Raw genomic sequence first — 24,477 nt, 5'->3', positions numbered from 1 at the left:
GATTCCTCCCCTGCCGAGTCGTCTCGCGATTGACGCCGGCGCCTGATGCGATCCGTCACCTGATGACTCCGTGTCCGCCCGCGCCGCTGATTGCTGGCCGGATGACGTACTGAGGGTTCCTGTGTGATCGGCGGGCTCCGCGCGCCCCTCGAGGAGTCGCAGGCGCTCTCGCTCCTCGGCGTCGATTCCCGCTGTGGCGTCTCGCCCGTACGCGCGACTTCGAAGGCTCTCCAGTTCGGTCCGCTCTGACTCGTCCATCTGCTGGATTCTTCCAGCAGACAGCGCTCACGACCGGCAGTCGATCCCCTACGGGACGGACACCCGAAGGACGATCCCGTACGGAACGGTTCAGTGGCGCCCGCATCGCGCGTGCAGGGGACCCTGAACATCTAAATGCTCACGGTTGTCTGCACGAGTGGCGCGATAGCGCGAAGAGTCGTACAGGCGACCGCGAGGAACGACAGCAATTGCCAGCACCCGCGCACGCGTCCCGTTGCGGCAGACCCAACCTCCATGAGGCAGTGGGTGTCGTGCTCAGAACGTGCCGGCGGTGGAAAGCGGCAAGCGCTCGAACTGTTCAACTCCGAAGTCGTCGTCCCATCGGAGTCCGAGGACATACATCCGAGCTCGGCTCGGCGCGCCGGGACGAAACGTGAGGGGCACCCCGGCGGGAAGCACCGGCACAGGGATCGTGACACCTACTGGCCGTGGTCGGCGGCCGCGGGTGAAAACGTCGACGCGGAGGTCGTGGACTGGTCCCGGTCCGCGGTGCTCGAGGCTGTATGCGGCAAGGTTCGGCTCGTACGTCACGAACCATCGCGCCGGCCCGTCCCGGTGCACTCGCCTCGTCGCCATTCGGTTCAAGAAGCGCTGTCCGGCGCGACGATTCGCGGCACTCGCCTTCGGAGTCCTCGCTGCGTCGGCAGCCTTACGATCAGCCCGCCGATCCAGCAGCTTGTTCAATCGGTAGAAGACGAAACCCACCACGCCTACCGCCGCAGCGCCGATCACCGCGCCAGGCGCCTCAGCGATGCTGCGCACCATGTCCTCGATCACGTTCACCACTCACTACCGACCTTGAATCGCATGTTGACGACTCCACGGCTCGCCGGATCCGACGGTACCTTGGACTTCCACGCTGAGCGTGTGATCGGGTCAGGAAGGCCGCAGGTGCAAGAAGAGGGCTCTTCGCAGCAAGTCTCTGGGGTCGACCTCCTGGCTGCTGATCTTCGTCGGCTACGTCTGAGAGCGGAAAGTCCGACGCTCGTCCACCTGGAGCAGCTGACGGGAGTCTCGAAGTCGTCGCTGTCAGACGCGTTCAAGGGCAAGCAGCTGCCGTCCGAACGGACTCTCGATTGCCTCGTCCGCGCACTTGGCGAGGACCCGTCCGCGTGGCTGGACCGGCGCACCCTACTAGCGTCCCCCACCACCAAGACGCGCTCGGCGCCCGATGAGCCGGCGCCACCGACCGCCGGTCCGCAGCCACAGCACGCGTTGACTCTTCGCGGGGCTGTGGTTCTCGCTGTCGTAGCGTTCGGGGCGGGAGCCGCAGTCGCGACCGGCATCACTGCCCTTGTTGATCGCCCCGAGGCAGTTGCTGCCACCGAGCCGGATCCGGGAAGCCCGTCGATGCTTCCCGTCGAGAACGGCGTCGACCCCGCAGCGACCTCCTGCCTGGACGACGCCCGACCGGCCGCATCGGAGACACGCAACGAGAGCGTCCTACTCGAAGTCATGTGGTCAGATCGCTGCCAAGCCGCATGGGGTCGGATCACGCGATACGACAACCAGAGCTTCAACAACAGCGTCCACATCGAGATCTACCCACAGAGCGCTGACCGCGACAACCACCGACAGGAATCCACAGTCGAAGGAGTCCAAAGCGCCTACACCGCCCTCATCGTCCGGTCAGACGCCGACACACGCATCTGCGCGCACGGGAACATCACCCTCAACGGCGACACCATCGACGTTGGCGACGCACTCTGCACCTGACTGAACGGACCGGAACCAGCGCAGCTCTCATCCGATCACTCAGGAACGCCCATTCAAGGCCGGCCGGGTCGACATCGACACACCTGGTCAGAGCACCAGGACCCGTCCCACGCCACCCACGCTCCGCTCGCTTCGATGCAGCTGATTCTCCAGCTTTTCCGGAAATGACGGTTCTTCCAACGAGGACCCCAGAACCGCCCCACGCCTGTCACCGTCACGTCGACGGCAGATCGCCGGCTCATCGAGGAGGTAACACCCATGAAAGTTTCCCGACGTCTGGCCTCACTGGGCGCAGCACTCGCGCTCGCAGGTGGTCTCTCAGTCGCCACCGCAACTCCCGCTCTCGCAGCCGACTACGGCGTCAACATCGCCAACTACTGCGCCAGGAACGTCAGCAGCGGCACCCTCGCACCCAGCCAGGCCACCAACATCAACAACCGCTACGACGGCTGGCGCTGCGGCACCCGCTACGGCCTCGTCGGCGTCAACGTCGCCGTCGCCTGCCAGCAGCAATACAACTCCCGAGCGGTCGCCGTCACCGTCAACACCAGCGCCAGCGGCTGGCGCTGCCGCTTCTAACCCGACACCACACCAGCCAGCAGATCAGGGCCGGCCGAGCGCTCAACTCGGCCGGCCCTCCGCCGTGCCCGCGACACCACCGTTGTACCCACGTGCCGCCCTGCGGCCGGCAGGTCGGCTCAGAGGTGCTTCTTGAGCCACTCAGTGGTTGACGCCCTCAGCCCACGCCAGCTACCCGCGCCGCTGAGCTTCAGTACGAGGAGCTTGTCGTTGGCATCGACGTACTTCGTGGCAGCGTCCCTCACCTCGTTGCTGGTCATGTCTGTGACGACGACCCATGTGCTCTCGAGCGTGTGCTTCAGATGAGCGATGAGCTCGTCATAATTACGTCCCGGTGCAGAGAGGTCATAGCTCACGAGGTAGCTCGTCATCGGTTCCTCCATCGGGGGCGGTAAGAGAAGTCTTCCACCATCGCGACGCCGAGCATCCCCGGCGCATCGCCCCGCCTGCGTACCCCGCAGGAGGCCGCCTTCGCTCACGGCTCGACGTTCACACGAGACCATCTAGTTGGGGTACCCCTATCGGACGCCCGCTCAGCGATCACCTTCGAGACGTGATCCGCCCCGACCGGTGATGCGGTTCACTGTGGACATGAATCAACGTCGCCTCGTGGTCCTTGCTTGCGCAGCAGCGCTCGTGATCACAGCAGGAGGTGCAGCTGCCCTCCTGCTGACCGCGCAGAGCTCGCTACCACCCGCCGGCTCCGCGCGCTCCACGCTCACGGCTCTCGAGCCGGGCGTTCTGACCGGAGATGTCGAAGCGATCCGTGCTGCCGCTGGCGCGACGTCGGAAGAACAGGCTTCCGGGATCCTCGATTCCTGTGCTGACGTATCAGCGACGGATACGCAGTTCGACGTGTTCGATGAGCTCATGCCGACCTCTGCCCACGCTTACCTCGCCGGCGCATCCCGCTCTGGAGCCGCCGCGCGCAGTGCGTGCGAAGTGTGGATCAGCTGGGATGGCGAAGCATGGGTCGCCAGCTCGAAGCACACCACCGCATCTCCGACACCTCTCCCCACGAGCTGACCGGACCTGTTCCGCTGTGGGAGACGGAACAAGCATCGGCGCCTCAAGCGACCGGTGAACGACCCGCTAACGGGCGCGTGGACCACGGTGGTCGAAGCGGGAGGCAGAATGGGCGCGTGGCTTCACGGATCTTGAACACGCTCACGGAGATCTCGACTGCCTCGGCGCTCGACCCGACTCTTCAGGCATTATTGGCGATTTTCGGGGGCGCCCTGCTTGCCGCTCTCGCTGGGTTGGCGGGCGCCGCGGTTGAGGGTAAGCGTGAACACAAGCGGTGGCTCCGAGAACGTCGGCACGAAGCGTTCATTCGCGCATACACCCTCATAAAAGGCTTCGACCTCAACACGTCGAAGCAGAACAAGGTTGCCGCGCGTCTACTCAGCGCCAACAAGATCGACGAGAGCGCGGCAGCGGACTTGGCGAAGCTTCAGGCTGAGGCAGATGCGCTGTTTGGTACGGTTGCGGCAGAACTCGCTCCGATCCTTGTCTTAGGTCCTGCCTCGGTCGCACAGCAGGCGATAGACATGCAGCTTGCCTATGAGGCGGATGACAAGCAAGCGCAACAGCGCGCGGAAGCCTCTTTCATCCTCGCCGCCCAACAGGCTCTCGCAGTACCCCGGCATCAGCGCCCAAGGCGGACCCGCCTGTAACCTCGCGCCCTGGACCAGTCGAACCAACGAACTACCCTCCTACGGAACGACTGCGGTGACCACCGACGACTCCCGTCCAGGAATCACTAGGCCCGTCTTAGCTTCTTTTTCCACCCAAGGTTTGAGCGTTGGCGCACTTCAAGTCGAACCTCAGCTAGCACCTGACGACCCCATCATTAGCAGGGGTCTGCAAAAATGTGCAACGTATTCCTAAAGCGCCACCAAGAGGGATCCGCAGCGTATTCGGCTCTATACGTCGGCCCCACCCCCTCAAACGTAGATGTTGATCAGAACTCCCACCACAACTTCCACCGATAGCACGCCAAGAACACCCATTGCCGAAGCGCCTCGAGGCTTAGACCCGCCGTCTGTAACCTCGAACGGAGGTACTAAGTTCTGAATAGCGAATCGCCCCCAGATCCCAGAACTCATCACGACAAGCCATACTACAATGCTTGCAACAATATTTGTGAGATTATTGAAGCCTATGGCGTTAGTTATCGCTGTGCCAAGAACTGAAGTAGCGGCGACCACACCCAGAGCACCCCAAGTTCCACGGATACCACTCCACCAGGCGACCGATTTTGATATTTCCTCAGAGACGGCCGCAAACGCGGATGTTGTCCAATCCTCCGGGCCAGCGACCGAAAGTCTCAAGCCGGCGCGAGTGACTTCGATGTGTATTTTCGCGCTACTCCCGTAATAATCAGGAGCTTTGAGCAGAAAATCTCCAAGAGTACGAGAATCAAATTTCCCGGCGAGCATTTCCGTGTCACCCTGATGATCGACACTTCCGGTGGAAGTATACATTCTCACACTTATCGAGTGCTTCTCGACCGCGGCGATTCGAGCCTCTGCGAGGGCCTTCTCCGCGGCGTCAACTTGCTCGATATTAACTTCGACTTTCTTTTTCGAGAAAGCTACTTCCTTTTCTAAATAGGTTAAGTATGTGGATTCTTCTCCAGTCCCCGCCGGGCGATCATCAACTTCTTTTGCAACGCGCTGTTCGTCTGCTTCAAGAGTTTTGCCAGCTCGATCAAGTTCATTTTCTGCACTCGATAGACGCGACTTCGGCCACGCGAGGTCATTCTCGACTGCATCATCCCGAGCCGTTGCTATGAGCCTGTCCAGGAGTTCCAGCAACGACCGAAGGTCTCGGCGCGTCCCAGCCCATGCATTCCATCTCTTGTTCTTTGTCGACGTCGTTACCATCATCACTCTCCACAAAACTTCTATGCCGTCTTAGACAGTACTCGATCAGCACGCTCAGGCTTCCGCTCGGCAACCAGCTTGACCACCGGGCAGATTGAAACGGAGGGAGACCATCGCTGAGACCACTGTCATGCGAAGGAGCACCCCTCGCGATCACGTTCTCGGTCACAATTTCAGACCCTTCGTTCTCGTAGAAACGCACCCACGATTATCCGGTGAGCCTCGACCGATGGCGAAGGCGAGTGGTCCCTCGGGCCGGCCGCCTTCGCCACCTCCGTTCACTGGCCGTAGCGCTGAAGCGTCCGGTGAACGATCCCCTATCGGTACGCAGTTCCCGTGGCTCGGAGTTCGGGATCTCGTCACGCTCTCCAACGAGTAGGTGTGGGAAGGTCTCATTCATGAGCAGTGACGAGGAGCGGCGAAACGACCCAGTACAGATTCGCGTGTTCACCATCGCCGCGTGCGTTTACCTCGCCGCTGCCATCGCGTTCGCGGTCCTCGAGTTCACGACGGACCTCAACGGCGCGAGTGGCGCAATTTCCTGCCTGACGTTGTTCGTCGTGAATGCCGGAATCGTTCTCGTGCGACGGCGACAGCGGCGTCGCGACGGCGCATGAGACCGCGCTCCTGATGGAGCGCCGCAGCTCTGGAGTCGGGGTCGTCGCATAGGTGGCCACACGGAGGCGGTGGATCGCTTGGTCACCGATCCCCCTGTGGGACAGCGCCTCGCCCGGCTCCCGCTAGAGCGAGCGCGACCTCGTGCGCTCTGGTAAGCAGTGGGTGTGATCTTCACCCAGGTCCAACTCATCACCGGAGGTGGCGTCTTCATCACACTCTGTGGCATCGGCGTCGTGACGACGGGCCAGGCAGGCGGCTGGTTGATCGCCGTAGCCGGTGCTGTGATCGCCGCATCGGGTGCCATCCTCTGGCGCCGCGAACGTCGTTTCTGACGTCCGGTCGCACGGATCACAGCGACCCGCTGAGAGATAGTTCACCGGTACACGCAGACGCGACACCGAGCACCTGTTGTTTCTCGAGGTCGCCTGCACAATCGACGCGAGCGCGGCGGAACCGTTTCTGCAGGGGATCGTCAAACCGTTGTTCGCGGATGCCTCGGGTTGCAAAGCCCGATGGCGCGATGTCGACCGGGTGCGGAGCGCGATGACGACGACGGCCGCGCAGGTGCTCAAGCTACGGGCGCAGCTCTTCGCCTGTTCGACCGGTGGCCTCACTGGGGACTCCGAGCGTGACGACCAGGTAGCCGTCGCCGTCATCGCGTGGTCGGGGTGACTCCTCCACGAGCGGGACTGTTGAGGGCGGAGGCAGCAGATCGGCGTCGACCGCCGGCAGCACTTCGTCATCGTCGAGCGGCCACTCAAGCCGCCCGGCGGTCACGACCGGGCTGAAGTGGAGGAAGTGCGTGCGGCCGACGACGGCGGCGGTGAGCGCGTCGAGCAGTGAGGCGAGGTTCGGGTACAGCGTTCCGCCCGTGTCCGCATTCTCGGCCGCGAACTCCGCTATGCAGCCGTGGGCTGCGCCGGGACGTGCGTCGCAGAAGAGCAGGTACCCGTCCAGCCCGGCGAACGGCAGGAATGAGGGCAGGAACGTGTTCGCAGCCATCCCCGCTTCGATCGGTGGCGTTGCGTAGAAGCTCGCGGCGTCGGCATCATCCGGCCGTTCCCACGAGTCCAGAAACATTGCGTGCTGGCTCACGACGTCATCAAGGGAAAAGAGCGTGAAGCCGGGAAGGAGGAACCCTGCCTCTCCCCACGTCTCCGGAGTCTGCGTCGAGCCGTTCACGCAGGCGAACCACTCCCGATAGGAGTCCGGCCAGGACACTCCGGTCCGTTGCTCCGCGACCGCGATCTCCTCCGGCCGCGCTCCGGGCCGCAGCGCGGCAAGAGTGATCGGCGCCTCCACCCGGAGTGCGTCAACGAGCCGGCCCCATGCGTCGGTGACATCCACGCGGTCAGCATAGAACGCGGGCACTCAACACAGGCTTTTGAGCTCGTGGCCCTGCGATCGACGGCGCTCTGTGGCGAGGTTCTCGCACTTTGCCTTGTTGCTCAGGCAGGAGGTTCGGAAGTGATGGTGACGAGAAGTTCGGCGCCGAGTCCACCTTCGACAGCGAGGAGGGCCGGGCCCACAGCGAGGTCAGTCGGTAGGTCGAAGGATCCGCTGACGGTCGCACTGGGCGGCTCGGGCTTGGATCGGCCGAGAAGGACACGATTGCCATCCGCTGTCGGAGTGATGCTGATGATGGTGTCTGATGCGGCTGGGGAGAGTCCGCCGCCGGTGTCTTCGCAGTCTTCGATCAACCCGTCAACGGAGAACTGCGCTACCCCGCCGGGATGCAGGGAAGACTCTTGAAGCTCGATCGTCGGTGCAGCGCAGGCCGCAGATCCACTGTTGCCGTTGACGCCTGGCGCGCAGCCGTTGACGCACAGGGCGATGAGAAGAACGGCGGCGCTTGATCCATACGCTCGTGACCGATTCCAGCTCATACCGGTCAGCTAAGCACGGTCGCGGTGCGGTGCCGGTAACGATTAGAAGTTCCCGAGACGGTCAAGGTGCCGTGCTCTCGCGACTCCCGAACCTCAACTGGCGCCCGACGTCCATCCGGGGCCGACCAGGCCGTCCCGCATGGAGATCCCCATACGGGACGGCCGGTACGCCGGCTCTCTCCCCGACAGAATCGTGCGACGATCACCGCGTGAATTCACAAATCAGGGCCTTCGAGAAACGCTGGCGAGCCGAGTGGGGCGATGACGTGGCGCCAATCGGATGGCACATGCGCGCGCTCGACTCCGGGGCTGACCGCTGGAGGAGATTTCACACTCTTCCGAAGTCGAAGCAGTACCCCGAGAGCCCGGAGGAGATGCAGACGGTTCTCGATCGCTACGTCACCTTGCTGACCGAGGTCGCGGGCGATTCTGCAGCCTCTCTGCTCGTCATTGCGCAGGAATGGGATCAAGACGACCTCGCCCGGACTCCGTGGATCGAAGCTCTTCTTCCCGATGCCGTCCACTGGAGAAGCTCCGTGCACGACGAGGACCTCTACGATCTACCGGCTCTGACGATCAGCTTCGGGCCACACCGGCCCGAAGAACTCGAGCCACTGTTCCGCGCCGTCTCGAACGAGGAAGCGCACGTCGCCGTCACCGACGCCACCGCTAGCTGGCTCTTCGCCCCCTACGACGGAGGCGTCGACGTCTTCCTCAAGGACGAGCGACAGCAGGAAGACCTGCGAGCGAGATTTTCGGACTGGCTACCGGCGCCAGGACTTCCCGGTTCACCACTCGACAGCAACTGACGACCGGAACGGGTTCCAGCAATCGCAGAGGAGCGTTCGGTGAACGATCCTCATACTGGACGAGGCGGTCGCGGGGTGGAACACTCTGCGGTAGCTTCACGACCGGGGGTGGTCAGGGTGGAAGTGCTCAAGGGCGTGAGCCTGCTCGCGTCGGGTGTCGTGATCGCCTTCCTCTGCTCGGTGTCGGGGTTTCAGGCCGGCGTTCGTGCGGACCTGGATCAGACCGGGGGCCACCTCAGCCCGGTCCTGCTCGTGGGCTTTCTGATCGGACTCGTCGTGTCAGCCGTCGGCGCGATCGTGCTCTACCGGTGCTACGAGCGTGCCCGCGGCGTTCGCTAGCTGCTAGCCGGAATCCGCAACCGCGGCGTCACGCGCTGTGGACACGCGGCCTGTGGCGGGTGCAGTCGAGAAACGGAGACTTTCGCTGACGCCTCACGCGACAGACCGACGGGGGCCGCCGGCGCCGCCCTGCTCTGGGCCGCGACGCACAGCGCGGCCGAGAGCAGTACCCGCCCGCTCACCGGCCACTGAACGATCCCTATACGGAACGACGAACGGGCGGGCGCCCCCTAAAATCAGCGCTCGTGCGGTTTCGCCCGAATATCCAGCTCCGTTTCGGTATACTCCTGCCCGCAGCTCTGATCTGCGTGCCGGCAGCGACAGTATGGAAGCCCGGCCTCGCGCTGGACGAGCAGCTGGTCTTCATCGTCATCTTCGCGGTCGTCATATCGCTCGCTGCGCGGTGGGTTGTTTTCAGCGGTGTCAGCCTGCGAGAGAACGACCTCACCGTCCACGGGGTCTGGTGGTCCCGACGCGTCCCTCGCGACCAGACCATCCGAGTGCGCCAAGAAGCCGGCTTGATGGTCCTGCACTGGCGCGACCGTCACGGCCGCATCCGGCACACACCGATGATCGCCTTCACATCCGCATCCAACGATCCCTCATGGGCCGCAAGTCACAACACTCACGTAGCTCGAGCGGTCAACGACTGGATTGCCGGCGGAGACGGGCGCGGCGCGGGTCGCAGAGTCAAGGAAAACTAGAACCCTGCGTGCCGGTGAACCATCTTCTTTCGGGACGGCCGGAATGCCGGTCCTCCCGCTGCTACACACGGGGGCCAGGACGCTGCCGATCGGAAGGTTTCTTGGCGGCGAGAGTCCCGTCGTGGTCGATATGCTCGCGGCAGCCGGTCATCGGCTTCCCGTGAGGAGAGAGCCGTGCGTCCTGCCAGAGTGCTTGTCATAGCCCTGAGCGCTGTGTGCGTTGCGGGCGTCGGTGCAGCGGTGGTCGTCGGCCTCGCGTCCTCGTCGTCGCAAAACGAGGCGATCTCGACGGCAGTAATCGCAGACCTCGAGCACCGGAACGCTCAGAGCCTGGTCGAGGGATCGCCGCAGCTCACCGGCCTCGGCGTCCCGGAGTCGACCTCGACGCCGAAACGACTTGCTGCGGTCATGGAGGACGACGCCCGACTGCGCGCTCAGCGGGACCACTACCTCGAGCTCGGGGAATCCTTCACCGCGTTCGAGACCCAGGTGGCGCTGAACTCGGTGCAGATCACGGGCGACTCGGCCACGGTGACGTTCACCGAGAGCACCACCCTTCAGCGGAGTCCGTACGAGACCGGCGAAGCGGCTCCGGAGTACGCCTATTCCTTCCCCCAGGAGGCGACGCTACGGCTGCACGCGGGCACCTGGTCAGTCGACACCCTCACCCACGAGACGGCGCACACACCAGCAGATTTCCCGGAAACCGTCGCACCGGACGTCTCCCCCGCCAGCTGACGGCGCGTCCCCTTGACTCGGATCGATCTGACCGCTCTCCCTTGCAGCAGACCCGGTGAACGATCCCCATGCGGGACGGTGTTCCGGTCGAACAGAACGCTGGTACGAGAACTACGGGGTCCTCGTGCTGCAGAGGGTCAGAGTCCGAACCCATCGAGCACTCGGTCGGCGTGGAAGCCCGACCGGATGACGGCTGCACCTAGTTCGTGGAGCAGGTCGTCGAGGGCAGTATCGGAGAGGTCATAGAAGCCGGCGCTCGGACGTCGGGCGATCAGCTTTCGCGGCGCGACGATGACGGACCAGCAGTCGTCGTCACGAGAGATGATCGCGTACTCACCGCTGTAGGGTCCCTTCGTGACCAGGGCTGCATGCGGCCGGTCGCGTTCGAGGCGACGAGCGGGAACGTTGATCGAGTACTCGCGAGAGCGCGAGTCGGTCACGGCTCGGGGCGCCGACTCGGTGCTCCAGAAGTTGTAGACGATGCCGATGGCTGCACCCGCCAGGACGAGCAGGGCCCACTGAAAGTTGCCGTTCAGAAGTGCAAGCACGAGCATGACGAGACAGCAGGCGATCGCGAACACGAACTGCACGTTCGAGATCCGCAGACGGCGCTTCGTTGGGGTCACCCTGACGATCATCCTCCCGACAACGCAGGAAGGATGACATCGCCGCCGGCCCAAAAGGCGCCATCGCGACTCGAGCCCAGCGTTCCGGTGAGCGATCCCCATCCGGGATGGCGCGGCCGAGCGCAGCCGGCTAAGCGACGGCTCATCTCAGTCGGCAGACTGTGCTGGTGTCCTCTACGAAGGAGATCCAAGCACTGCTGACCACCGCGCAGCGCGACCAGACGCACGTCACGGTCCGTTTCGCGTTCGGGAACCGATGGTCGATCGACGGGTTTGTCGTCGGTGTGGGTCGGAAGTGGGCGCTCCTCGCGGAGACGATGACCGGCGGCTTCTTCGACGGGTACGCCGCCGTCCGTCTCGCGGAGATCGAGCGGGCGCGACCGAGTCGATCCTGGGAAGCACGATTCTCGCGCACCCGACCGGAGTGGCCCCCTCGCCCGCCAGCCGATCGCCCCGCGATCGATCTGGACACAACCTCGGGGCTGCTGGCCACCTTCCTCGACCCGAAGAACCTGGTCAGCATCGAACGCCGCAAGAAGTACAGCGCGATGTGGGTGGGCGTCCCCTACGCACTCACGCGCAACTGGCTCTCCCTCTGGGAAGTGGACGCGAAAGCGATCTGGCATGAACGGCCGCTCGGCTACCGACCCCGAACCATCGCCCTCGTCCGGACCGGTGACCACTACCTCAGAGCACTCTCGGCCGTCGTCGGCGATCGACCTCCCCAGGACCTGCCGTACGACTGGGCCGCACGCTCGAAGCACGCACGACGCCAACTGTGACGACAGACTGCCGATGGCCGGATGACGACCCCTCATCGGACGCCGGACGCATCGACGCACTAGCCCTCCGAGGCTCGCGCCGCACTACCGTCGAATGCGCCCGCCCAAGGCACCCCTAATCCAGTAAGGGGGTGTCCTGCCCGCAGCACGGTGAGGGTGGCAGCCCGTTCGAGCCGGGCCGGGTCAGAGGAGCCTCGCGCTGCGGGCGCGAGGCTCCCGCTCGACGCGGAGAGCGATTCCCTATCGGTACGCATGTCCAAATCCTCGCGCATCGAACAGGGGCCGGAGAGGCTCCTCGACGCCGGAGCGGCTGTCCTCATCTACTCCGGAGGTGTCCGTTAGGGGGACTTGGGTTCAGCCGGTCGTTGCAATACCACCGTGAGTCGGAGTGTTGGCGATGGGATCGAAGTTGAAGCAGCGCGCCCGGGGTGGCGCGGTTCTGGGAGCTGCCGAGGGAAGGGTCGAGTCGGTCGGCGGCCCGTGATGCTGTCGGCGTGCCGGTGAAGAGCCGCTCAACGGAGCAATCAGCTGCTTTCCGTCCGTCGCCTCGCAGGGGGTGTCTGCTCGGATCTTATGCTTGATTCGTCACATTGTTTAGTGGTTCAGTATCGCGTCGACGTTTTCGGTCGTTCCGTATCCCACCATTCGATGAGGTTGGCGTGCAAGATTAGCGCGAAGGCTTCGACTGCAAGGTCGCCTCCGGTGGTCAGGGAATCGATTGCGGCAGGGTCCCACTGGTCGAGATTCACTACCTCGTCAGTGGAGGTGGGTGTAGCTCGAATGGTTGTGTCAACGCTCCATCCGTTTGAGCTGTGGGTTGCGGTAGCCGCGATGACGTCGTACGGGGTGGAGTAGTGGCGGCGCATCCACCCCACGACGTCGGCGAGGTCGCGGGTGTCGGTCAATCGTTCTCGATCGGGGTGTAGACGGGGCATCCGGTCCCGTAGGGCGGTTGGATGATGGGTGCGGCGGTGGTGCTGCTGGTAGATCGGGTGTTTATGGTGCTGTCGATTTTGTAGGCGTTGACGATGCCGATGGGGTTAGCGAGGGGATCGGAGCCGTTGTAGGCGTTATATCCGAAGAGAACGAAGTAGACGGGTGTGCAGTTCGCGTCGTAGAGCGTCTTAGAGCCTGAGCTCCCGGGTGCGTAGAGGCCGTAGCTGAGTGTCTGCTGAATATCAAAGTTGGTGTCCGCGTCAAAGTGGCCGCGAGCGATGATGTGATTCAGTCCGAACCGGGAATTTCCGCAACGCAGCGGCAAGTCCCCCTGGTCGTTGCTGTAGCTGCCGAGCGAGTGGTCGTACGTCTGTCCGTCGCAGGAATGAGTGTTCAGTCCTGGTACGTCAGCCTGAGCGGCAGGTGCGACAACCGTACCCAGGACGAGCGCAACGAACACCGTGGCGATTTTGCCAGCGGACCGATTTCGTGAGGTGTGCATGACTATTACGACCTTCATCCAAGTCCCCGCGCTCACCCCCTTGTGAGCGGTCGTCGTGCACGTCTAGGTCTACTCCGCATAGCTCGGCAATACAACCCTGGGTGTTGCCGACACCCGGGCTTGGCAGCGGGACACGCATGCCCTTCGAAGATCATCAGTGGGACAGTGTTCGTGGCAGCGAGCTGCAAGTTGGCGTCTGCGGGAGGGCCGTTCCCCGCACCAGCCCGGCGCGCGGGATGCGCCGCGCGCGGGCGCGGGCGGCAGCGTTCCGCAGGACAGCCGCTCGCGGCCATCACTGCTACTGCAGCGACCAGCGCCAGTTCCGAGCGCAGTAGGAACATCCCGCGCTGATGTCCTCCGGCCCGAACGTCGGAGTAATGATCGACGGTGCGAGCTTCACCGCCACAGGCTTCGCGGGACGATACCGCTGCCCGCAGACGTCTAGGCGCCCGGCCAACCATCCCCATGCGGGACGGTTGGATTACCGGGGTTGATCCGCACCCTCCGAGCCGCGGAAGCACGCCCTCTACGCGCGTGTCCCGTCAAGCAGTCTTATGTGCTCCTCCTCGCTGGCCCTCCGCCAGCCGTAGGGCGCGACAACCAGGTACGTCACGCCGCCCTCCTCAACTCGGAGTCGTCCGCCGGAAAGCCCACCGGTCCCCACCTCTTCATCGATCCACACGAGCAGCTGCGAAGTCCAGTCCGCAGCATCTCGCGGGGTGGCATAGATCCAGGGCTGATCATTTCCCGACGACGGCAACGCGATCCTGATCCGAGCCGTGTGACCGCCGACCTGCACAAGCCGAAAGTCGAGCAGACCAGCGACCAGCCGCACGTCATCGATCCGGTAGTCGTACTCCGAAACCGGATGACGCCGCCGCATCCCGACAGCCTCGAGCGCTGCGGCAAGCTCGGCGTCCAGCAACATGCGCTGATCCTCCCAGACGCCCGGCCAGCGATCCCAAACGGAACACCAGAGGCGGAGCGGATAAGGCGCCGCGCGCGACTACTTGCTGGCGCGCTCGCTACGCTCACGGGATGGTCGGCCTTCCGCGGTGGCACCGGCGAGCTGACGCTCGCCGTTCGCGCCGCGCCCGGTTCCGGGTCTTACTCGCTGAGGCCTGCGGTGAGTGCTCGCACCCCTGGGTAGAGCACCTCGCGGACGCCGGCGCGGTCGGCAGCTCCGTCTGCTCGGAGTGCGTCTACGAGCTCGAGCATGAGTTCAGTAGCGGGCCGATTTGTCATCGACCGATTCCGATCGACGTGTTGAGTCGCGCTGACGCCGCTGCCCCGAACGTCTGACCAGCCGCCCGTTCTGCGATCTCTCAGTGAGACGCTTGATCGGCAGCAACGATACTCTGCAAAATAGAGTATGGTGCCACCGTGGAGGAAATACGAGAGCCGAGACTATGGATCATGACGGTCCTGGCGCAGGGGCGAGCGCATGGCTATGGAATTGTCTCCGAGGTGCAACGCCTGTCAGACGGCACCATGCTCTTGAAGATCCCCACTCTCTATGCCGCACTAGACCGCTTGGAGCGCCAGGGACTCGTTCGTCCAGACGGGGATGAGGAAGTGAACGGTCGTACGCGGCGCTACTTCCGACTCACCGATGCCGGTTCCGCGCGACTCGCCATAGATGCGGAGCGGCTCGCCGTGATGGAGAGAGCCGCCGCTCGCGCCGTGCGCGGTCTCGGGCGAAGCGCGACCGCATGAATGGCGCAACCGCCTACCGGCGTTCCCTGCGCTGGTATCCGTCTGAGTGGCGGGAACGGAACGCAGAGTCGGCGATCAGCGCCTACCTCGACCGAGACGACGCGTTGGGTCGATTCGGCCCTTCTCGAGTCGACCGCGCAACGCTCGCATGGTCCGGCGTCCTCGAGACGGCCGTCGCGCCGTTCCGACGAGCGCGCCTGCCGACCACAGCGACCGGCATCACATTCGCCATCGCGGCAGTTCTGTACATTGCCGTGCTCGACGTGCCAGCACGCTTCGCATTGCTGGCGGCCCGAACAGGCAACGTCGCAACCATCGCGCTGGGTTGGTCAGGAGCTGTCGCTTTCGTCGGTGTGATCGTCGCCATCGGATGGATCGTCGCCGCGGCGATCGCGCTGCGCCGCGGGCATCGCGTCGCTTCTCTCGCCCTCATCGCCGTTGCGTGCGGAGCGTCGGTAACGACGTATCTCCTGTCATGGCCAAAAGTGCAGGTCTTCACTCCTACGACACTCGCGCTCATAGTCCTGATTGCCGCTACCGCAGGACCGTTCGCCGGTGCGATTGCCGCTACGCGCGCAGGACTCCTCCGACAATCTGCCCTGTGGATCATCGGAGTATCGCTCCTCGCGCAGCTCCTCGGGGCCGCGATAATCGCTGAACTCGCTGATACGCCGACGCGCGCGGAAATCGTCGCCATCGTCGCCTGTGCCTACTTGCCACCCCTCGCGCAGGTTGCTTCCGCCATCTGCTTCGTCTTCCAAGGACGCGGCACCCAGTCACGAACGACGTCAGCCCCGTCCCAGCCGAGTGCCCTCACGGGCTTCCATCACCGCTCGCGGACGTCTCGCTGAACGATCCCCTACCGGACACCACATCCTCTCAGGCCGCTGTTCTGGGAGAGTGGACTGAATCGTGAGGGGCACCAATGATTGATGCGCGGCGGACCGTAGAGATGGATCGGCTGCCCGGAGGGTTCCGATGAACGGTCCGCGCGAAGTGCTCGGCCTTCCGCCCTTCGCGCTGTTCTGGAGCGCAACGACCATCCGCTCTTTCGGCAGTGCGATCGCGGGTGTCGCGTTCCAGGTGCTGATCGTCTCGGTACTGAACGCAACGCCTGCGGAGATCAGCATTCTCGCGGCGCTCGGCGTAGTGCCGTACCTGCTGTTCGGTCTGATCGTGGGCGCGCTCATGGATCGGTGGCGGCGCCAGCGGACGTTGGTCGTCACCAGCATCGGGCGTGCGCTGATTCTGGGAATGATCCCCGTCCTTCTCCTTCTCGATGCGCTCACCTTCTGGTCACTCGCCGCGGCAGTCCTGCTGCTCGGTGTCCTGACCTTGTTCGCGGACTCCGCCGCGCAGCCGTTCCTCCCGCAGATCGTTCCCCGGTCGTCCTTGGTGATGGCCAACGCGCGACTGGGCCAGAGCGAGACCCTGGCGGGAACGGCAGGACCCGCGCTCGGCGGAGCACTGCTCAACCTGATCGGCTCACCACTCCTGCTCGCCTTCGACGCTGCCATCAACGCGGTGTCGGCGGTGCTGCAATCACGCATCAAGGTGGAGGAGCGCCGGCCCGATCGCCGCGCACCAGGCCGTCACATCGGTCACGACATCCTCGACGGAATGCGATTCACCTACCGGCACCGCACCCTCCGGCCGCTCGCGCTCTCCGTCCACGCCTGGTTCCTCGGCAACAGCATCGTGACGACGGTGTTCGCGGTGTTCGTTCTCCGAGAGCTGTCCCCGCCCGCTTGGGCGTTCGGCGTCTCGCTCGCGTTCGGCGGCGTCGGTGGCCTCCTCGGAGCTCTCGTCGCACCTGCTGTCGGGGCGCGGGTCGGAGCGGGTCGTGCGATCCTGCTGGGCCGTGAGCTCGTCATCCTGCCCTGGCTGGCACTCGCCGTTCTTCCCCTCGACGTGGACAGCGGCCTCGGTCTCCTGCTTCCCGTCGTCTGCGCCGTGCAGTTCGTCTACGGGCTGTCGATGGGTATTGAGGATGCCAACGACACGGGATACCGGCAAGCGATCGCGCCCGACGAGATCCAGGGCCGCATGAACTCCACCATCCGCACAGCGAATCGCGTCGTGTTTCTCTTCGGTGCGCTGTTGACCGGCGTCCTCGTAACGGCTTGGGGCTACAACCTGACGATCGGAGCGGCGGCGATCGCCTTCACCGGAGCCGCGCTCATCGTCGCACTCTCCCCCCTGCGCAATGCCCGCCACGAAGACGCAGAGATCTCTCCCGAGCAGGCTCCCGACTCGATGGACGAGACAACTCGCTAAGCGAGCCCGCCTGACGCCAAGTTGAGGTGTGCTCCAAACGAGCGCTCTCTGCCGCCATAATGCGATCGTAGAACACCGCCACAGAGCGATCATCTCTACATTTCGCGGCGGTCGGTGTCGCTCATGCGTGTACCGGTGAACGATCCCCATACGGGACGTCGGCCGCGCGGCGGAAGCCAACCATTTAGAACTTGGACGGCGTTCCTGAGACGTTCCGCGCCCGACCGGCCATGTCCATAGTGAAGAGCAAGGTCTGCTCGAGGAGGAAACGATGGACGACGACGGATTCGATGAGTTCCTGGCCCGCTCGGGACGTAGTCCGATAGGTGGGCTCGCGTCTCGCACTGTTATTGAGGACCTGGTGTCCGCCACCGCGGAGAGCGCGACACCACGGCGTCCGTGGTGGCGTCGCCCGCTTCTAATCCTCCCCGTGATCGGTGTCCTCGCCGCGACGACAGCCGGGGCCGTCGTCTTCACCGTGGGATTCGATGCGGACGCGATCGTCCCGATCAACTACACGACCGACTCGGGTCGACAGGTCAGCTGTCACTACGCGGTCGAGGCCGGCATCGGCGGCACGAGCGACCCGGCAGCGGTAAAGGACTTCATCGCTGAGCACGACTGGTCAGGGATCGGCCAGCGCGTCTACGAAGAAGCCCTCGCACATCCCTACATCCCACGGAACAGCGAAGAGGCCGCCGGCCTCACGCAGGCCAACCTCGACAAGTTCTCGTTCGGGGCGGCTCTGACCACGGTGATCTGGGCCGAAGTCCCCGACGAACTGGTGCCCGAGGACATGCTGAGCGGAGCCGAATCCGACTGCGAAGGAGAACTGCGGTGACCCTGGACGACCAGCTGTCATCGAAAGCCTCCTCGACGCGGCGAGGCGACGACGAGCGCGCCAGACGGGTGGAGCTCCTGCTTCTCGCCCAGGCGGAACCGCTACTGCGCTACTTCTCCCGCCGAGCTCCCCTGGATGACGCCCCCGACCTCCTCAGCGAGACCATGCTCACCGTCTGGCGCCGCGCGAAAGACGTACCCGCCGGCAACGAAGGGACGCTCTGGATCTACGGGGTCGCACGCCGAGTCCTCGCTACTCACCACCGCTCGAATCGCCGCCGAACCAGCCTCGTTGACCGCCTCCGAGACCAGATTGTCGTTCACAACCCGGCCCACGACCAGCTGGACGACATCAGCGCGCACCTCCACCACCTCATCGAGAGGTTGCCCGCCGTTGATCGCGACATCATCGGCTTGGTCCACTGGGAAGGCTTCACCCTCGAAGAAGCCGCACGCATCCTCGAGAAAAACCCCTCCACGATCCGGACCCGATACGCGCGACTTCGACAACAGCTGAAGTCGGAACTCCAAGCCGAGGTCTAGCTCCGTCAGATGGCCATCCCCTTACGGGACAGACTCTCGACCGATTCCATCGTCGCGTCGTCAATTCGGGGTCCTGCCGGACATGTACAGAGTGAAGGCCACTCGAGCGCACAGGAGCAGATCATGACCACCGAACCTCACGACGCGGGCAGCGATCGGGCGATGAACGCGCTCCTGGACGAATCGGCGCCGCCGACCCCACTGGCGGAAGCCGTCTCCGACTCCTCTCTTCGAGAGATGATTCGCGGAGCGGAGTGGAACGCGCGACGCGGCAGGCGACAGGCGACGCCTCGTGCGCTCGTGATCGGGACCGTCGTCGCTCTCACGCTGGGCGGCACGGGTGCAGCAGCGGCAGCGACGCTCTCGGGGTGGGAGCCGTGGGTGGCGAATCCGGATTCCGTTGTCCACTTCACCCTGCCCAGCGGAAGAGAATGCGAGCTCCGAAGCGTCGCCAAGGAAGGCGACCCGGAGGACATCAAGGAGATGCAGGACGTGCTTCGCACCACCGACGTGCTCGCCCTCGCGGACGTCGACGGCGAGCTTGCTCGGATCGTCGCCCGGGACGTGACCGTCCGCGGCGACGACGGCGACACCGTGGTGCCCGCGACCGAGTTGTACTCCGAAGATGAGCTGTACCGCCAAGCCGTGGAGGGCGCGATCATCAACGTCGTCTGGGACGAGCTCGAAGATCGAGGAGTGGTCGATCCCGTCACCGGATCGGATCTCTCCTTCGGAAGCCAGGACGACTGCGCAGACCTCACCCAGGCAGACCGCACCCAGTGAGCCGCCGCGACACCCGAGCCGATCGCGTGGTCACGATCCTCGACGCCACAGCCCGTGACCTTCTGAACTACCTCGAACGCCGAGTCGGCGCCGACGACGCTCCCGACGCGCTCTCCGAGACAATGACGATCGCGTGGCGCCGATCGTCATCCATGCCCCTGCCAGACGAGGACGCCCGCCTCTGGCTGTTCGGGGTCGCGCGGAACGTCGTCCTGAACACCAGCAGGACCCGCCGGCGCCAAGACCTCCTCGCCGAGAAGCTCCGCGGCACCATCGACCCCACCGTCGTGATCGCAGAACCCTCCGACATCGCCCTCGACGTACGGGCAGCTCTGGACAAGCTCGCTCCAGAGCTCGCAGAGCTCGTGCGACTGGTGCACTGGGACGGCTTCTCTCTCAGCGAGGCAGCTCAGATCGTCTCCGTCCCGCCGTCAACGGCGCGCAGTCGGTACCAGAAGGCGAAGCGCGAGCTCGGTGACCTGCTGTCCCCGCAGCCCTCGGAACGAGCACTTAGGTCTGCAGAGAAACGCTGGGTCTGACGCGCTAGCCCATCGGCTATCGAGACAAGTTCCGGCAGCGGCGGGGGTGTCGGACCACGCGGCCGTTGGCGAGAACCGCACATTGCGAGCCGTATTTCCTGAGTCCGACGACCCACGTCTGAGCGATCCGTCCGACCAGGCTGTGACCATGACTGAATCGCCCATCACTCGATCAACTCTTCTCCACCAGTCGCTTGCAGGCGGCATGGACGTGTCCCACGTCGAGGTGCGCCGAATCTCAATCGCAGCTGGCACGAAGGGCGGTGCTCACGTTCACAACGGCCCTGTCTTCGGAGCCATCGAAAGGGGGTCGGTCACATTCCAGATCGGTGAGGAGGCACAAACCACCCTTCGCGCCGGCGACGTCTTCTACGAGCCTGCCGGGGTCATCGTCTCCAAGTTCGACACCACGAGCGAAGACGTCGTGTTCATCGGCTACTTCCTCCTGGCGGACGGGGCAGCACCCGAGATCGAGTTCACTGCGCAGGACTGACCGCTAGCCCGTCCCCGTACGGGCGGCCTCCCGCGACGGATCGCACGCGCACATAACGCTGGTCGAGTGGTCGGAACGTGGAATCCTCGTCCCATGATCGTGAGCGACGGACAGGCCTGCGCCCCAGGGGACCTCGACGTGCTCAGCGACCGGCTCCGACTGTGCCGGCCCGCCGAAACCGACCTCCACGAGCTGTTCCGCCTCTACACCGATCCGCGGATCGCGGAAGAAGATCCGCTCCTCCTCCATCTCTCCGCCGATCAGACCCGGGCCGTGATCGCGTATCGAAGGACCCAGTGGACACGGGACGGACTCAGCAGCTGGGTGATCCGCCGGCGCGACTCCCCCATCGACAGCCGTGATCTGATCGGAATGGGTGGATGCACTCTGCTCTCCGATGCAGCCTGGAATGTGGCGTTCACCCTCCACCCCGACCACTGGAGCAAGGGCTACGCGCAGGAAGTCGCCCTCGCCGGCATCGAACTCGCCCACCGCCTCCGACCGGAGCTGCCCATCACCGCGGTCGTCGCAGAACGCAACGCACGCTCCCGCCGCACGATTGAGCGACTCGGCCTCCAGCGGAGGTGGGAAGGTCCGGATGCGCACAGCCCAGACCCGACCGCTCGAATCGTCCTCTACGCCGACCGCCAGCTCTCCATCGAACAAGTCCGCCAACTCACCAGCTAAATCCGGCCACAGCACGACCTCATCAGCCGGCCAGGGATCCCTCACGGGACCGTCAATGGTGATGAGGCGATGAGTGAGCACGTTCGTGCCTGCGTCAAGACAGTGGATCTGTCGCGGTGGAGCATCCCCTACCGGACGCATGGTTGACGGTCCCATGGAGGGCGGCCGCCTCCACTAGACCTCTTTATCCGACTGGGGTAGCTACCCTCGAGCCCATGACCGACCAGCAGAACGATGCACGGTTGCGCGCGAGGCGGATCGCCGGTGCGACGGCGATTGTTCTCACCGTTGTCGCCGCGCTTCTCGTTCAGGCCGGCGCGAGCTTGCTGACCCTCGCCTCACCAGCCATGACGGACTGCCGGCCGCGCGAGATCCCGCTGAGCGCAGCAGCCTGGTACCTCGGCGCCCTGCTCGTTATCGGAGGATCCGTCTATGCGGCGGCGAAGACCGCGCGTTCGCTCACATCGACCGCGCTCCCCTACGCCCTCCTCCTCACAGCGATCCTCGGAATCGTGACGTTCTCGGGACTAGCGATCCTCATCGCCGGGCTGATGGGCTTCGCGGAGATGGATGACCCTGGACCGCCTCCGACAGGCGGACCCGTCCTGCTCCTCATCGCCGCACTCAGCACACCTGCCTGGGCGCTCGGCGCATCCAGCATCCTCATGCTGTCCAAGAGACGCAGAGTGCCGTCTCGTCCGGCGGCGTCGCTCATCGCGTTCGCTGCCATCACTGCGACGAGCGTTGGTCTCCAGCTCGTCAGGTTCACCCTGACCTGCTGACGGTGATCACAGAGGTCCTCTACGAAAGGGGCAACGACGGTACCGCCACACGGCACCGATCATCGGCACCGCGGGACTCGAGAAGTTCCTGCTCAGCGACCCCCTTACGGGACGCCAGAAGCGATGGAAGCACGGCGGAGCGCGCGACGGCGTGGCGATGCGCTCGCTACGCTCACGGGATGTTCGGCCTCTCGCGTTGGCGCCCGCGAGCTGACGCGCGCCGTTCGCGCCGCGCTCGGTTCCGCTCCCTGCTCGCTGAGGCCTGTTGCGCGTGCTCTCACCCGTGGGTGGAGCACGTCGCGGATGCCGGACCGGCCGGCGGTCACGTCTGCTCGGAATGCGTCTACGAGCTCGAGCACGGGTTCAGCCACGGGCCGACCTGTCACCGACCGGTTCCGATCGACGTGTCGAGTCGCGCTGACGCCGCCGCCGCGACAGCAGCGCGGGGCGGCAGCGAGCGACTGGTCGGAGGAGGTCGGATGCGAGACGATGCAGAAGACCGTGATGACCCTTCGATCCCGACCCTGCGCGAAACGACAGCCGCTCTCTTCTTCGGGCTGGTCCAGCCCCGAGACGTGATCGCTCTGGCAGCGAATCTCGTCGCAGCAGGGAGTGACAGCGAGTCCCTTGTCGCTCTCGCGTCCCTCTACTCCAGCGCCACTCCCGCCGACGTCTTCGACCTCAGCTCGGCGGCACTCATCGAAGCGGGCGCGCGGCCATTGGATCGGGACGGTGAGGAGATCCCGCTTCTCGCGCTGCGCGTCGCATGCCGTCGTTTCCTCACCGGCGACTGGGATCTCCGCTCCTTCTCATCCTGGGTGCACGACCGGATCGGTCACGACGGACCGGCAGCTGCGCAGCCGCTTGTCGAGGTCGATGACGAGCTCGACGCGCGAGGCATCGGAGCCGGCGAGCGATACCGCCAGAAGGTCGCTCGACTCGCCGCCGCCTTCCTCGCTGACACAGAAGGGCCGGCGAGCGAGAACCCCTAACGAATCCGTCCGGTGCACGATCGGCTATCGAGACTGAAACTCCTACCGCCTTGGTACGGGACTGGTTCCCCCGCATCGACCGCGACGCCTGCTGACATGATCGTGGTCATGCCCTCAATTCGTTCGGCAAAGTTTCGGGCAGAGTCGTCGGTGGACGCTGTGCTCCTGCGGGCACTCGCCGGGCACGAGTCGAAACAGGTGCGCATCGCTGTTGCCGAGAACGCCGCTGCGGATGACCTGACGATCGGGCGTCTCCTCGCTGATGACGTCGACGCCGTGCGCCTCGCCGCCGCCAGCAGCCTTCGTGAACGCCCGCAACTCCACGAGATCGCGGCGAAATCAACGGACAAGTGGGTCCGTGCGATCCTTGCCCACCTGTACGCGGACGACGACCAAAGGTCGCTCGCCCTTGCGGTACAGAGAACACTCGCGGCGGATCCCTTCGGGGAGACTCGTGGCCGGACGGCTCAGACCACCGACGACTTGGAGATCTTCGAGTCGCTTCTCACCGACCCGTCACCGGTTGTCCGCGGCATGTGCGCGCGCAACCCCCGCATCTCCCTGACACAGATGGAGCGTCTCATCACCGACCGCGATCGCGCCGTCCGCGCCGGAGCCGCAGAGGGCGGACTCCAGTACCCCAATGACGAGCAGTTGCTCCGGCTGGCGCGCGACCGGTCGGTCGAGGTGCGCTGGGCAGTACTATTCCGCGCCGACCGACCCAGACGAGCAATCGAACTCATCGCAGAGGACAGCGACGAGATTAACCGACACCACGCGCGGATCGCCCTCCACGACGAGCACGACATCATCGCGCCAGCGGTGACGCACCGTGCACGCGCAGAACGTCGACGGGCACAGCTTGTTCGCTCATTCGGTGAGTGAACGGCGGGGAGTGAAGAGCGCCTTGTACGGCACGCGGTCTCGTTAGCCGATCCCCATATGGGACGGAGCTGAGCGGGTAGCGTCACCGGCATGACCTCGGGTTCGCGTCACCGCATTCGAGTTGCTGCCGCACTCACAACCGGAGCGGCGCTGCTCACCGCCGCCGGCTGCGCGCCGGCGGTGCAGACGTCGGGATGCCCGGGCTGGGCGTATTTTGGATCCGCGGAAGCCCGCTACGAGGTCGCCGAAGCGGTCATCACGACCGCCTCCCCTCGCGCCTCGGGAACTCAGAGCGTCTTCAGCGTCGCAGCATCCGCATACATGGTCACCGTGGATGAGACAGAGAAGGGACCGTTCATTGCAGGAGAGACAATCCGCGTCGTGTCGATGCCTGATGCGTGCAGCGGCACCGACCTCTACCCGGACGGAGACCCGATGGACACCGACCAGCCCCTCCGCCTGTACCTCAGTTCCGGGAACGGATTCTGGGCGACGCTGACTCCGCTCGAGGGCGCTGAACCGATCGAGGAATAGCCCG

The 24,477-nt window shown here is 64.7% G+C and carries 31 protein-coding genes; 24 read left to right on the top strand and 7 right to left on the bottom strand.

Annotated elements, in window-relative coordinates; genetic code table 11:
• Positions 1–534: 534 nt before the first annotated feature.
• A complete protein-coding gene (locus C5C46_RS16885; RefSeq protein ID WP_181065498.1) occupies positions 535–1,065 on the bottom strand; it encodes a hypothetical protein in 531 nt (176 codons plus the stop codon).
• A gap of 105 nt (positions 1,066–1,170) precedes the next feature.
• Here C5C46_RS16885 and C5C46_RS16880 point away from each other — a divergent pair, with 105 nt between their 5' ends.
• Positions 1,171–1,995: a DUF2690 domain-containing protein gene (locus tag C5C46_RS16880; RefSeq protein ID WP_181065499.1), complete on the top strand. Its 825-nt coding sequence runs from the start codon at positions 1,171–1,173 to the stop codon at positions 1,993–1,995.
• Between the two features lie 258 nt (positions 1,996–2,253).
• Entirely contained in the window at positions 2,254–2,574 is a 321-nt protein-coding gene (locus C5C46_RS08710; RefSeq protein ID WP_104226404.1) for a hypothetical protein, read from the top strand.
• Positions 2,575–2,693: 119 nt separating this feature from the next.
• On the opposite strand, the gene C5C46_RS08705 is transcribed toward C5C46_RS08710, so the two are convergent.
• Entirely contained in the window at positions 2,694–2,945 is a 252-nt protein-coding gene (locus C5C46_RS08705; RefSeq protein ID WP_104327625.1) for a SinR family protein, read from the bottom strand.
• 220 nt (positions 2,946–3,165) lie between these two features.
• Between C5C46_RS08705 and C5C46_RS16595 the strand changes: the two genes are divergently transcribed.
• Complete coding sequence (locus C5C46_RS16595; protein ID WP_146078963.1) at positions 3,166–3,600, top strand: hypothetical protein; 435 nt, start codon at positions 3,166–3,168, stop codon at positions 3,598–3,600.
• Positions 3,601–3,716: 116 nt separating this feature from the next.
• Complete coding sequence (locus C5C46_RS08700) at positions 3,717–4,250, top strand: hypothetical protein (protein ID WP_104226402.1); 534 nt, start codon at positions 3,717–3,719, stop codon at positions 4,248–4,250.
• 270 nt (positions 4,251–4,520) lie between these two features.
• Here the strand turns inward: C5C46_RS08700 and C5C46_RS16590 are convergent, their stop codons facing one another.
• Positions 4,521–5,393, bottom strand: a complete 873-nt coding sequence (locus C5C46_RS16590; protein ID WP_146076915.1) for a hypothetical protein — start codon at positions 5,391–5,393, stop codon at positions 4,521–4,523.
• 467 nt (positions 5,394–5,860) lie between these two features.
• On the opposite strand from C5C46_RS16590, the gene C5C46_RS16585 reads away from it, so the two are divergent.
• Both C5C46_RS16585 and C5C46_RS16580 read left to right on the top strand, forming a co-directional pair.
• Complete coding sequence (locus C5C46_RS16585) at positions 5,861–6,079, top strand: hypothetical protein (RefSeq protein WP_146078962.1); 219 nt, start codon at positions 5,861–5,863, stop codon at positions 6,077–6,079.
• A 165-nt stretch (positions 6,080–6,244) separates the two neighbouring features.
• Complete coding sequence (locus C5C46_RS16580) at positions 6,245–6,412, top strand: LPXTG cell wall anchor domain-containing protein (protein ID WP_181136509.1); 168 nt, start codon at positions 6,245–6,247, stop codon at positions 6,410–6,412.
• Positions 6,413–6,653: 241 nt separating this feature from the next.
• Here C5C46_RS16580 and C5C46_RS08695 read toward each other — a convergent pair whose 3' ends face one another.
• Positions 6,654–7,427, bottom strand: coding sequence for an SMI1/KNR4 family protein (locus C5C46_RS08695; protein ID WP_181136508.1), 774 nt, complete (start codon positions 7,425–7,427; stop codon positions 6,654–6,656).
• Positions 7,428–8,253: 826 nt separating this feature from the next.
• Here C5C46_RS08695 and C5C46_RS08690 point away from each other — a divergent pair.
• From C5C46_RS08690 to C5C46_RS08675, 4 genes are all read left to right on the top strand, one after another.
• Positions 8,254–8,775, top strand: coding sequence for a hypothetical protein (locus C5C46_RS08690; RefSeq protein WP_104226400.1), 522 nt, complete (start codon positions 8,254–8,256; stop codon positions 8,773–8,775).
• A gap of 117 nt (positions 8,776–8,892) precedes the next feature.
• Positions 8,893–9,114, top strand: coding sequence for a hypothetical protein (locus C5C46_RS08685; RefSeq protein ID WP_146076918.1), 222 nt, complete (start codon positions 8,893–8,895; stop codon positions 9,112–9,114).
• Positions 9,115–9,359: 245 nt separating this feature from the next.
• Positions 9,360–9,818, top strand: a complete 459-nt coding sequence (locus tag C5C46_RS16575; protein WP_104351280.1) for a hypothetical protein — start codon at positions 9,360–9,362, stop codon at positions 9,816–9,818.
• A gap of 174 nt (positions 9,819–9,992) precedes the next feature.
• Positions 9,993–10,556 (top strand): hypothetical protein, encoded by a 564-nt coding sequence (locus C5C46_RS08675; protein ID WP_146078960.1) that lies wholly within the window; start codon positions 9,993–9,995, stop codon positions 10,554–10,556.
• Between the two features lie 137 nt (positions 10,557–10,693).
• On the opposite strand, the gene C5C46_RS08670 is transcribed toward C5C46_RS08675, so the two are convergent.
• Positions 10,694–11,146 (bottom strand): hypothetical protein, encoded by a 453-nt coding sequence (locus C5C46_RS08670; protein WP_146076919.1) that lies wholly within the window; start codon positions 11,144–11,146, stop codon positions 10,694–10,696.
• A gap of 203 nt (positions 11,147–11,349) precedes the next feature.
• Here C5C46_RS08670 and C5C46_RS08665 point away from each other — a divergent pair, with 203 nt between their 5' ends.
• Positions 11,350–11,964, top strand: a complete 615-nt coding sequence (locus C5C46_RS08665) for a hypothetical protein (RefSeq protein WP_104351282.1) — start codon at positions 11,350–11,352, stop codon at positions 11,962–11,964.
• Positions 11,965–12,865: 901 nt separating this feature from the next.
• On the opposite strand, the gene C5C46_RS08660 is transcribed toward C5C46_RS08665, so the two are convergent.
• Both C5C46_RS08660 and C5C46_RS08655 read right to left on the bottom strand, forming a co-directional pair.
• Positions 12,866–13,402: a hypothetical protein gene (locus tag C5C46_RS08660; protein WP_146078959.1), complete on the bottom strand. Its 537-nt coding sequence runs from the start codon at positions 13,400–13,402 to the stop codon at positions 12,866–12,868.
• 526 nt (positions 13,403–13,928) lie between these two features.
• The gene (locus C5C46_RS08655) at positions 13,929–14,330 is read right to left on the bottom strand and encodes a hypothetical protein (RefSeq protein WP_104223337.1); all 402 of its coding nucleotides are present in this window, start codon (positions 14,328–14,330) and stop codon (positions 13,929–13,931) included.
• Positions 14,331–14,818: 488 nt separating this feature from the next.
• Here C5C46_RS08655 and C5C46_RS17350 point away from each other — a divergent pair, with 488 nt between their 5' ends.
• The 13 genes from C5C46_RS17350 to C5C46_RS08595 all read left to right on the top strand — a co-directional run bounded on the left by C5C46_RS17350 (position 14,819) and on the right by C5C46_RS08595 (position 24,473).
• Positions 14,819–15,118 carry a PadR family transcriptional regulator gene (locus tag C5C46_RS17350; RefSeq protein WP_104223338.1) on the top strand — a complete coding sequence of 100 codons (300 nt, stop codon included), beginning with the start codon at positions 14,819–14,821 and terminating at the stop codon, positions 15,116–15,118.
• On the top strand, positions 15,115–15,969 hold the full coding sequence (locus C5C46_RS16570) for an NAD(P)(+) transhydrogenase (Re/Si-specific) subunit beta (RefSeq protein WP_146078958.1): 855 nt from the start codon (positions 15,115–15,117) through the stop codon (positions 15,967–15,969). The genes C5C46_RS17350 and C5C46_RS16570 overlap by 4 nt, the downstream gene beginning before the upstream one ends.
• Before the next feature lie 127 nt (positions 15,970–16,096).
• The gene (locus C5C46_RS08640) at positions 16,097–17,395 is read left to right on the top strand and encodes an MFS transporter (protein ID WP_104226393.1); all 1,299 of its coding nucleotides are present in this window, start codon (positions 16,097–16,099) and stop codon (positions 17,393–17,395) included.
• 430 nt (positions 17,396–17,825) lie between these two features.
• Positions 17,826–18,236, top strand: a complete 411-nt coding sequence (locus C5C46_RS16875; protein ID WP_181065502.1) for a hypothetical protein — start codon at positions 17,826–17,828, stop codon at positions 18,234–18,236.
• Positions 18,233–18,778 (top strand): RNA polymerase sigma factor, encoded by a 546-nt coding sequence (locus C5C46_RS08635; protein ID WP_181065503.1) that lies wholly within the window; start codon positions 18,233–18,235, stop codon positions 18,776–18,778. Before C5C46_RS16875 ends, C5C46_RS08635 begins: the two co-directional genes overlap by 4 nt.
• A gap of 162 nt (positions 18,779–18,940) precedes the next feature.
• Complete coding sequence (locus tag C5C46_RS08630) at positions 18,941–19,561, top strand: hypothetical protein (protein WP_146076921.1); 621 nt, start codon at positions 18,941–18,943, stop codon at positions 19,559–19,561.
• A gap of 26 nt (positions 19,562–19,587) precedes the next feature.
• Positions 19,588–20,100: an RNA polymerase sigma factor gene (locus C5C46_RS08625; protein WP_146078957.1), complete on the top strand. Its 513-nt coding sequence runs from the start codon at positions 19,588–19,590 to the stop codon at positions 20,098–20,100.
• A gap of 148 nt (positions 20,101–20,248) precedes the next feature.
• The gene (locus tag C5C46_RS08620; RefSeq protein ID WP_146076923.1) at positions 20,249–20,593 is read left to right on the top strand and encodes a cupin domain-containing protein; all 345 of its coding nucleotides are present in this window, start codon (positions 20,249–20,251) and stop codon (positions 20,591–20,593) included.
• A gap of 93 nt (positions 20,594–20,686) precedes the next feature.
• Positions 20,687–21,280, top strand: a complete 594-nt coding sequence (locus C5C46_RS08615) for a GNAT family N-acetyltransferase (protein ID WP_104226390.1) — start codon at positions 20,687–20,689, stop codon at positions 21,278–21,280.
• Between the two features lie 215 nt (positions 21,281–21,495).
• On the top strand, positions 21,496–22,062 hold the full coding sequence (locus tag C5C46_RS08610; RefSeq protein ID WP_104226389.1) for a hypothetical protein: 567 nt from the start codon (positions 21,496–21,498) through the stop codon (positions 22,060–22,062).
• A 479-nt stretch (positions 22,063–22,541) separates the two neighbouring features.
• On the top strand, positions 22,542–23,054 hold the full coding sequence (locus tag C5C46_RS08605) for a hypothetical protein (protein WP_104223346.1): 513 nt from the start codon (positions 22,542–22,544) through the stop codon (positions 23,052–23,054).
• Between the two features lie 96 nt (positions 23,055–23,150).
• Positions 23,151–23,939, top strand: coding sequence for a hypothetical protein (locus C5C46_RS08600; protein WP_104308778.1), 789 nt, complete (start codon positions 23,151–23,153; stop codon positions 23,937–23,939).
• Positions 23,940–24,029: 90 nt separating this feature from the next.
• Complete coding sequence (locus tag C5C46_RS08595) at positions 24,030–24,473, top strand: hypothetical protein (protein WP_146076925.1); 444 nt, start codon at positions 24,030–24,032, stop codon at positions 24,471–24,473.
• Positions 24,474–24,477 lie beyond the last annotated feature (4 nt).

This window comes from Rathayibacter sp. AY1E6, assembly GCF_002931115.1.
Classification (GTDB): domain Bacteria; phylum Actinomycetota; class Actinomycetes; order Actinomycetales; family Microbacteriaceae; genus Rathayibacter.
Note: the sequence above shows the minus strand (reverse complement) of the source record. Positions and strands in the feature narration are given on the sequence as shown.

Excerpts from the sequence above, each read along its gene's own strand:
- C5C46_RS08620 (WP_146076923.1), top strand. The coding sequence starts at position 20,249 with ATGACTGAATCGCCCATCACTCGATCAACTCTTCTCCACCAGTCGCTT.
- C5C46_RS08605 (WP_104223346.1), top strand. The coding sequence starts at position 22,542 with ATGCGAGACGATGCAGAAGACCGTGATGACCCTTCGATCCCGACCCTG.
- C5C46_RS17350 (WP_104223338.1), top strand. The coding sequence starts at position 14,819 with ATGACGGTCCTGGCGCAGGGGCGAGCGCATGGCTATGGAATTGTCTCC.
- C5C46_RS08655 (WP_104223337.1), bottom strand. The coding sequence starts at position 14,330 with ATGTTGCTGGACGCCGAGCTTGCCGCAGCGCTCGAGGCTGTCGGGATG.
- C5C46_RS08710 (WP_104226404.1), top strand. The coding sequence starts at position 2,254 with ATGAAAGTTTCCCGACGTCTGGCCTCACTGGGCGCAGCACTCGCGCTC.
- C5C46_RS08660 (WP_146078959.1), bottom strand. The coding sequence starts at position 13,402 with ATGCACACCTCACGAAATCGGTCCGCTGGCAAAATCGCCACGGTGTTC.
- C5C46_RS08640 (WP_104226393.1), top strand. The coding sequence starts at position 16,097 with ATGAACGGTCCGCGCGAAGTGCTCGGCCTTCCGCCCTTCGCGCTGTTC.
- C5C46_RS16595 (WP_146078963.1), top strand. The coding sequence starts at position 3,166 with ATGAATCAACGTCGCCTCGTGGTCCTTGCTTGCGCAGCAGCGCTCGTG.
- C5C46_RS16570 (WP_146078958.1), top strand. The coding sequence starts at position 15,115 with ATGAATGGCGCAACCGCCTACCGGCGTTCCCTGCGCTGGTATCCGTCT.
- C5C46_RS08610 (WP_104226389.1), top strand. The coding sequence starts at position 21,496 with ATGACCGACCAGCAGAACGATGCACGGTTGCGCGCGAGGCGGATCGCC.
- C5C46_RS08690 (WP_104226400.1), top strand. The coding sequence starts at position 8,254 with ATGCGCGCGCTCGACTCCGGGGCTGACCGCTGGAGGAGATTTCACACT.
- C5C46_RS16585 (WP_146078962.1), top strand. The coding sequence starts at position 5,861 with ATGAGCAGTGACGAGGAGCGGCGAAACGACCCAGTACAGATTCGCGTG.
- C5C46_RS08630 (WP_146076921.1), top strand. The coding sequence starts at position 18,941 with ATGAACGCGCTCCTGGACGAATCGGCGCCGCCGACCCCACTGGCGGAA.
- C5C46_RS08600 (WP_104308778.1), top strand. The coding sequence starts at position 23,151 with ATGATCGTGGTCATGCCCTCAATTCGTTCGGCAAAGTTTCGGGCAGAG.
- C5C46_RS08705 (WP_104327625.1), bottom strand. The coding sequence starts at position 2,945 with ATGACGAGCTACCTCGTGAGCTATGACCTCTCTGCACCGGGACGTAAT.
- C5C46_RS08615 (WP_104226390.1), top strand. The coding sequence starts at position 20,687 with ATGATCGTGAGCGACGGACAGGCCTGCGCCCCAGGGGACCTCGACGTG.
- C5C46_RS08595 (WP_146076925.1), top strand. The coding sequence starts at position 24,030 with ATGACCTCGGGTTCGCGTCACCGCATTCGAGTTGCTGCCGCACTCACA.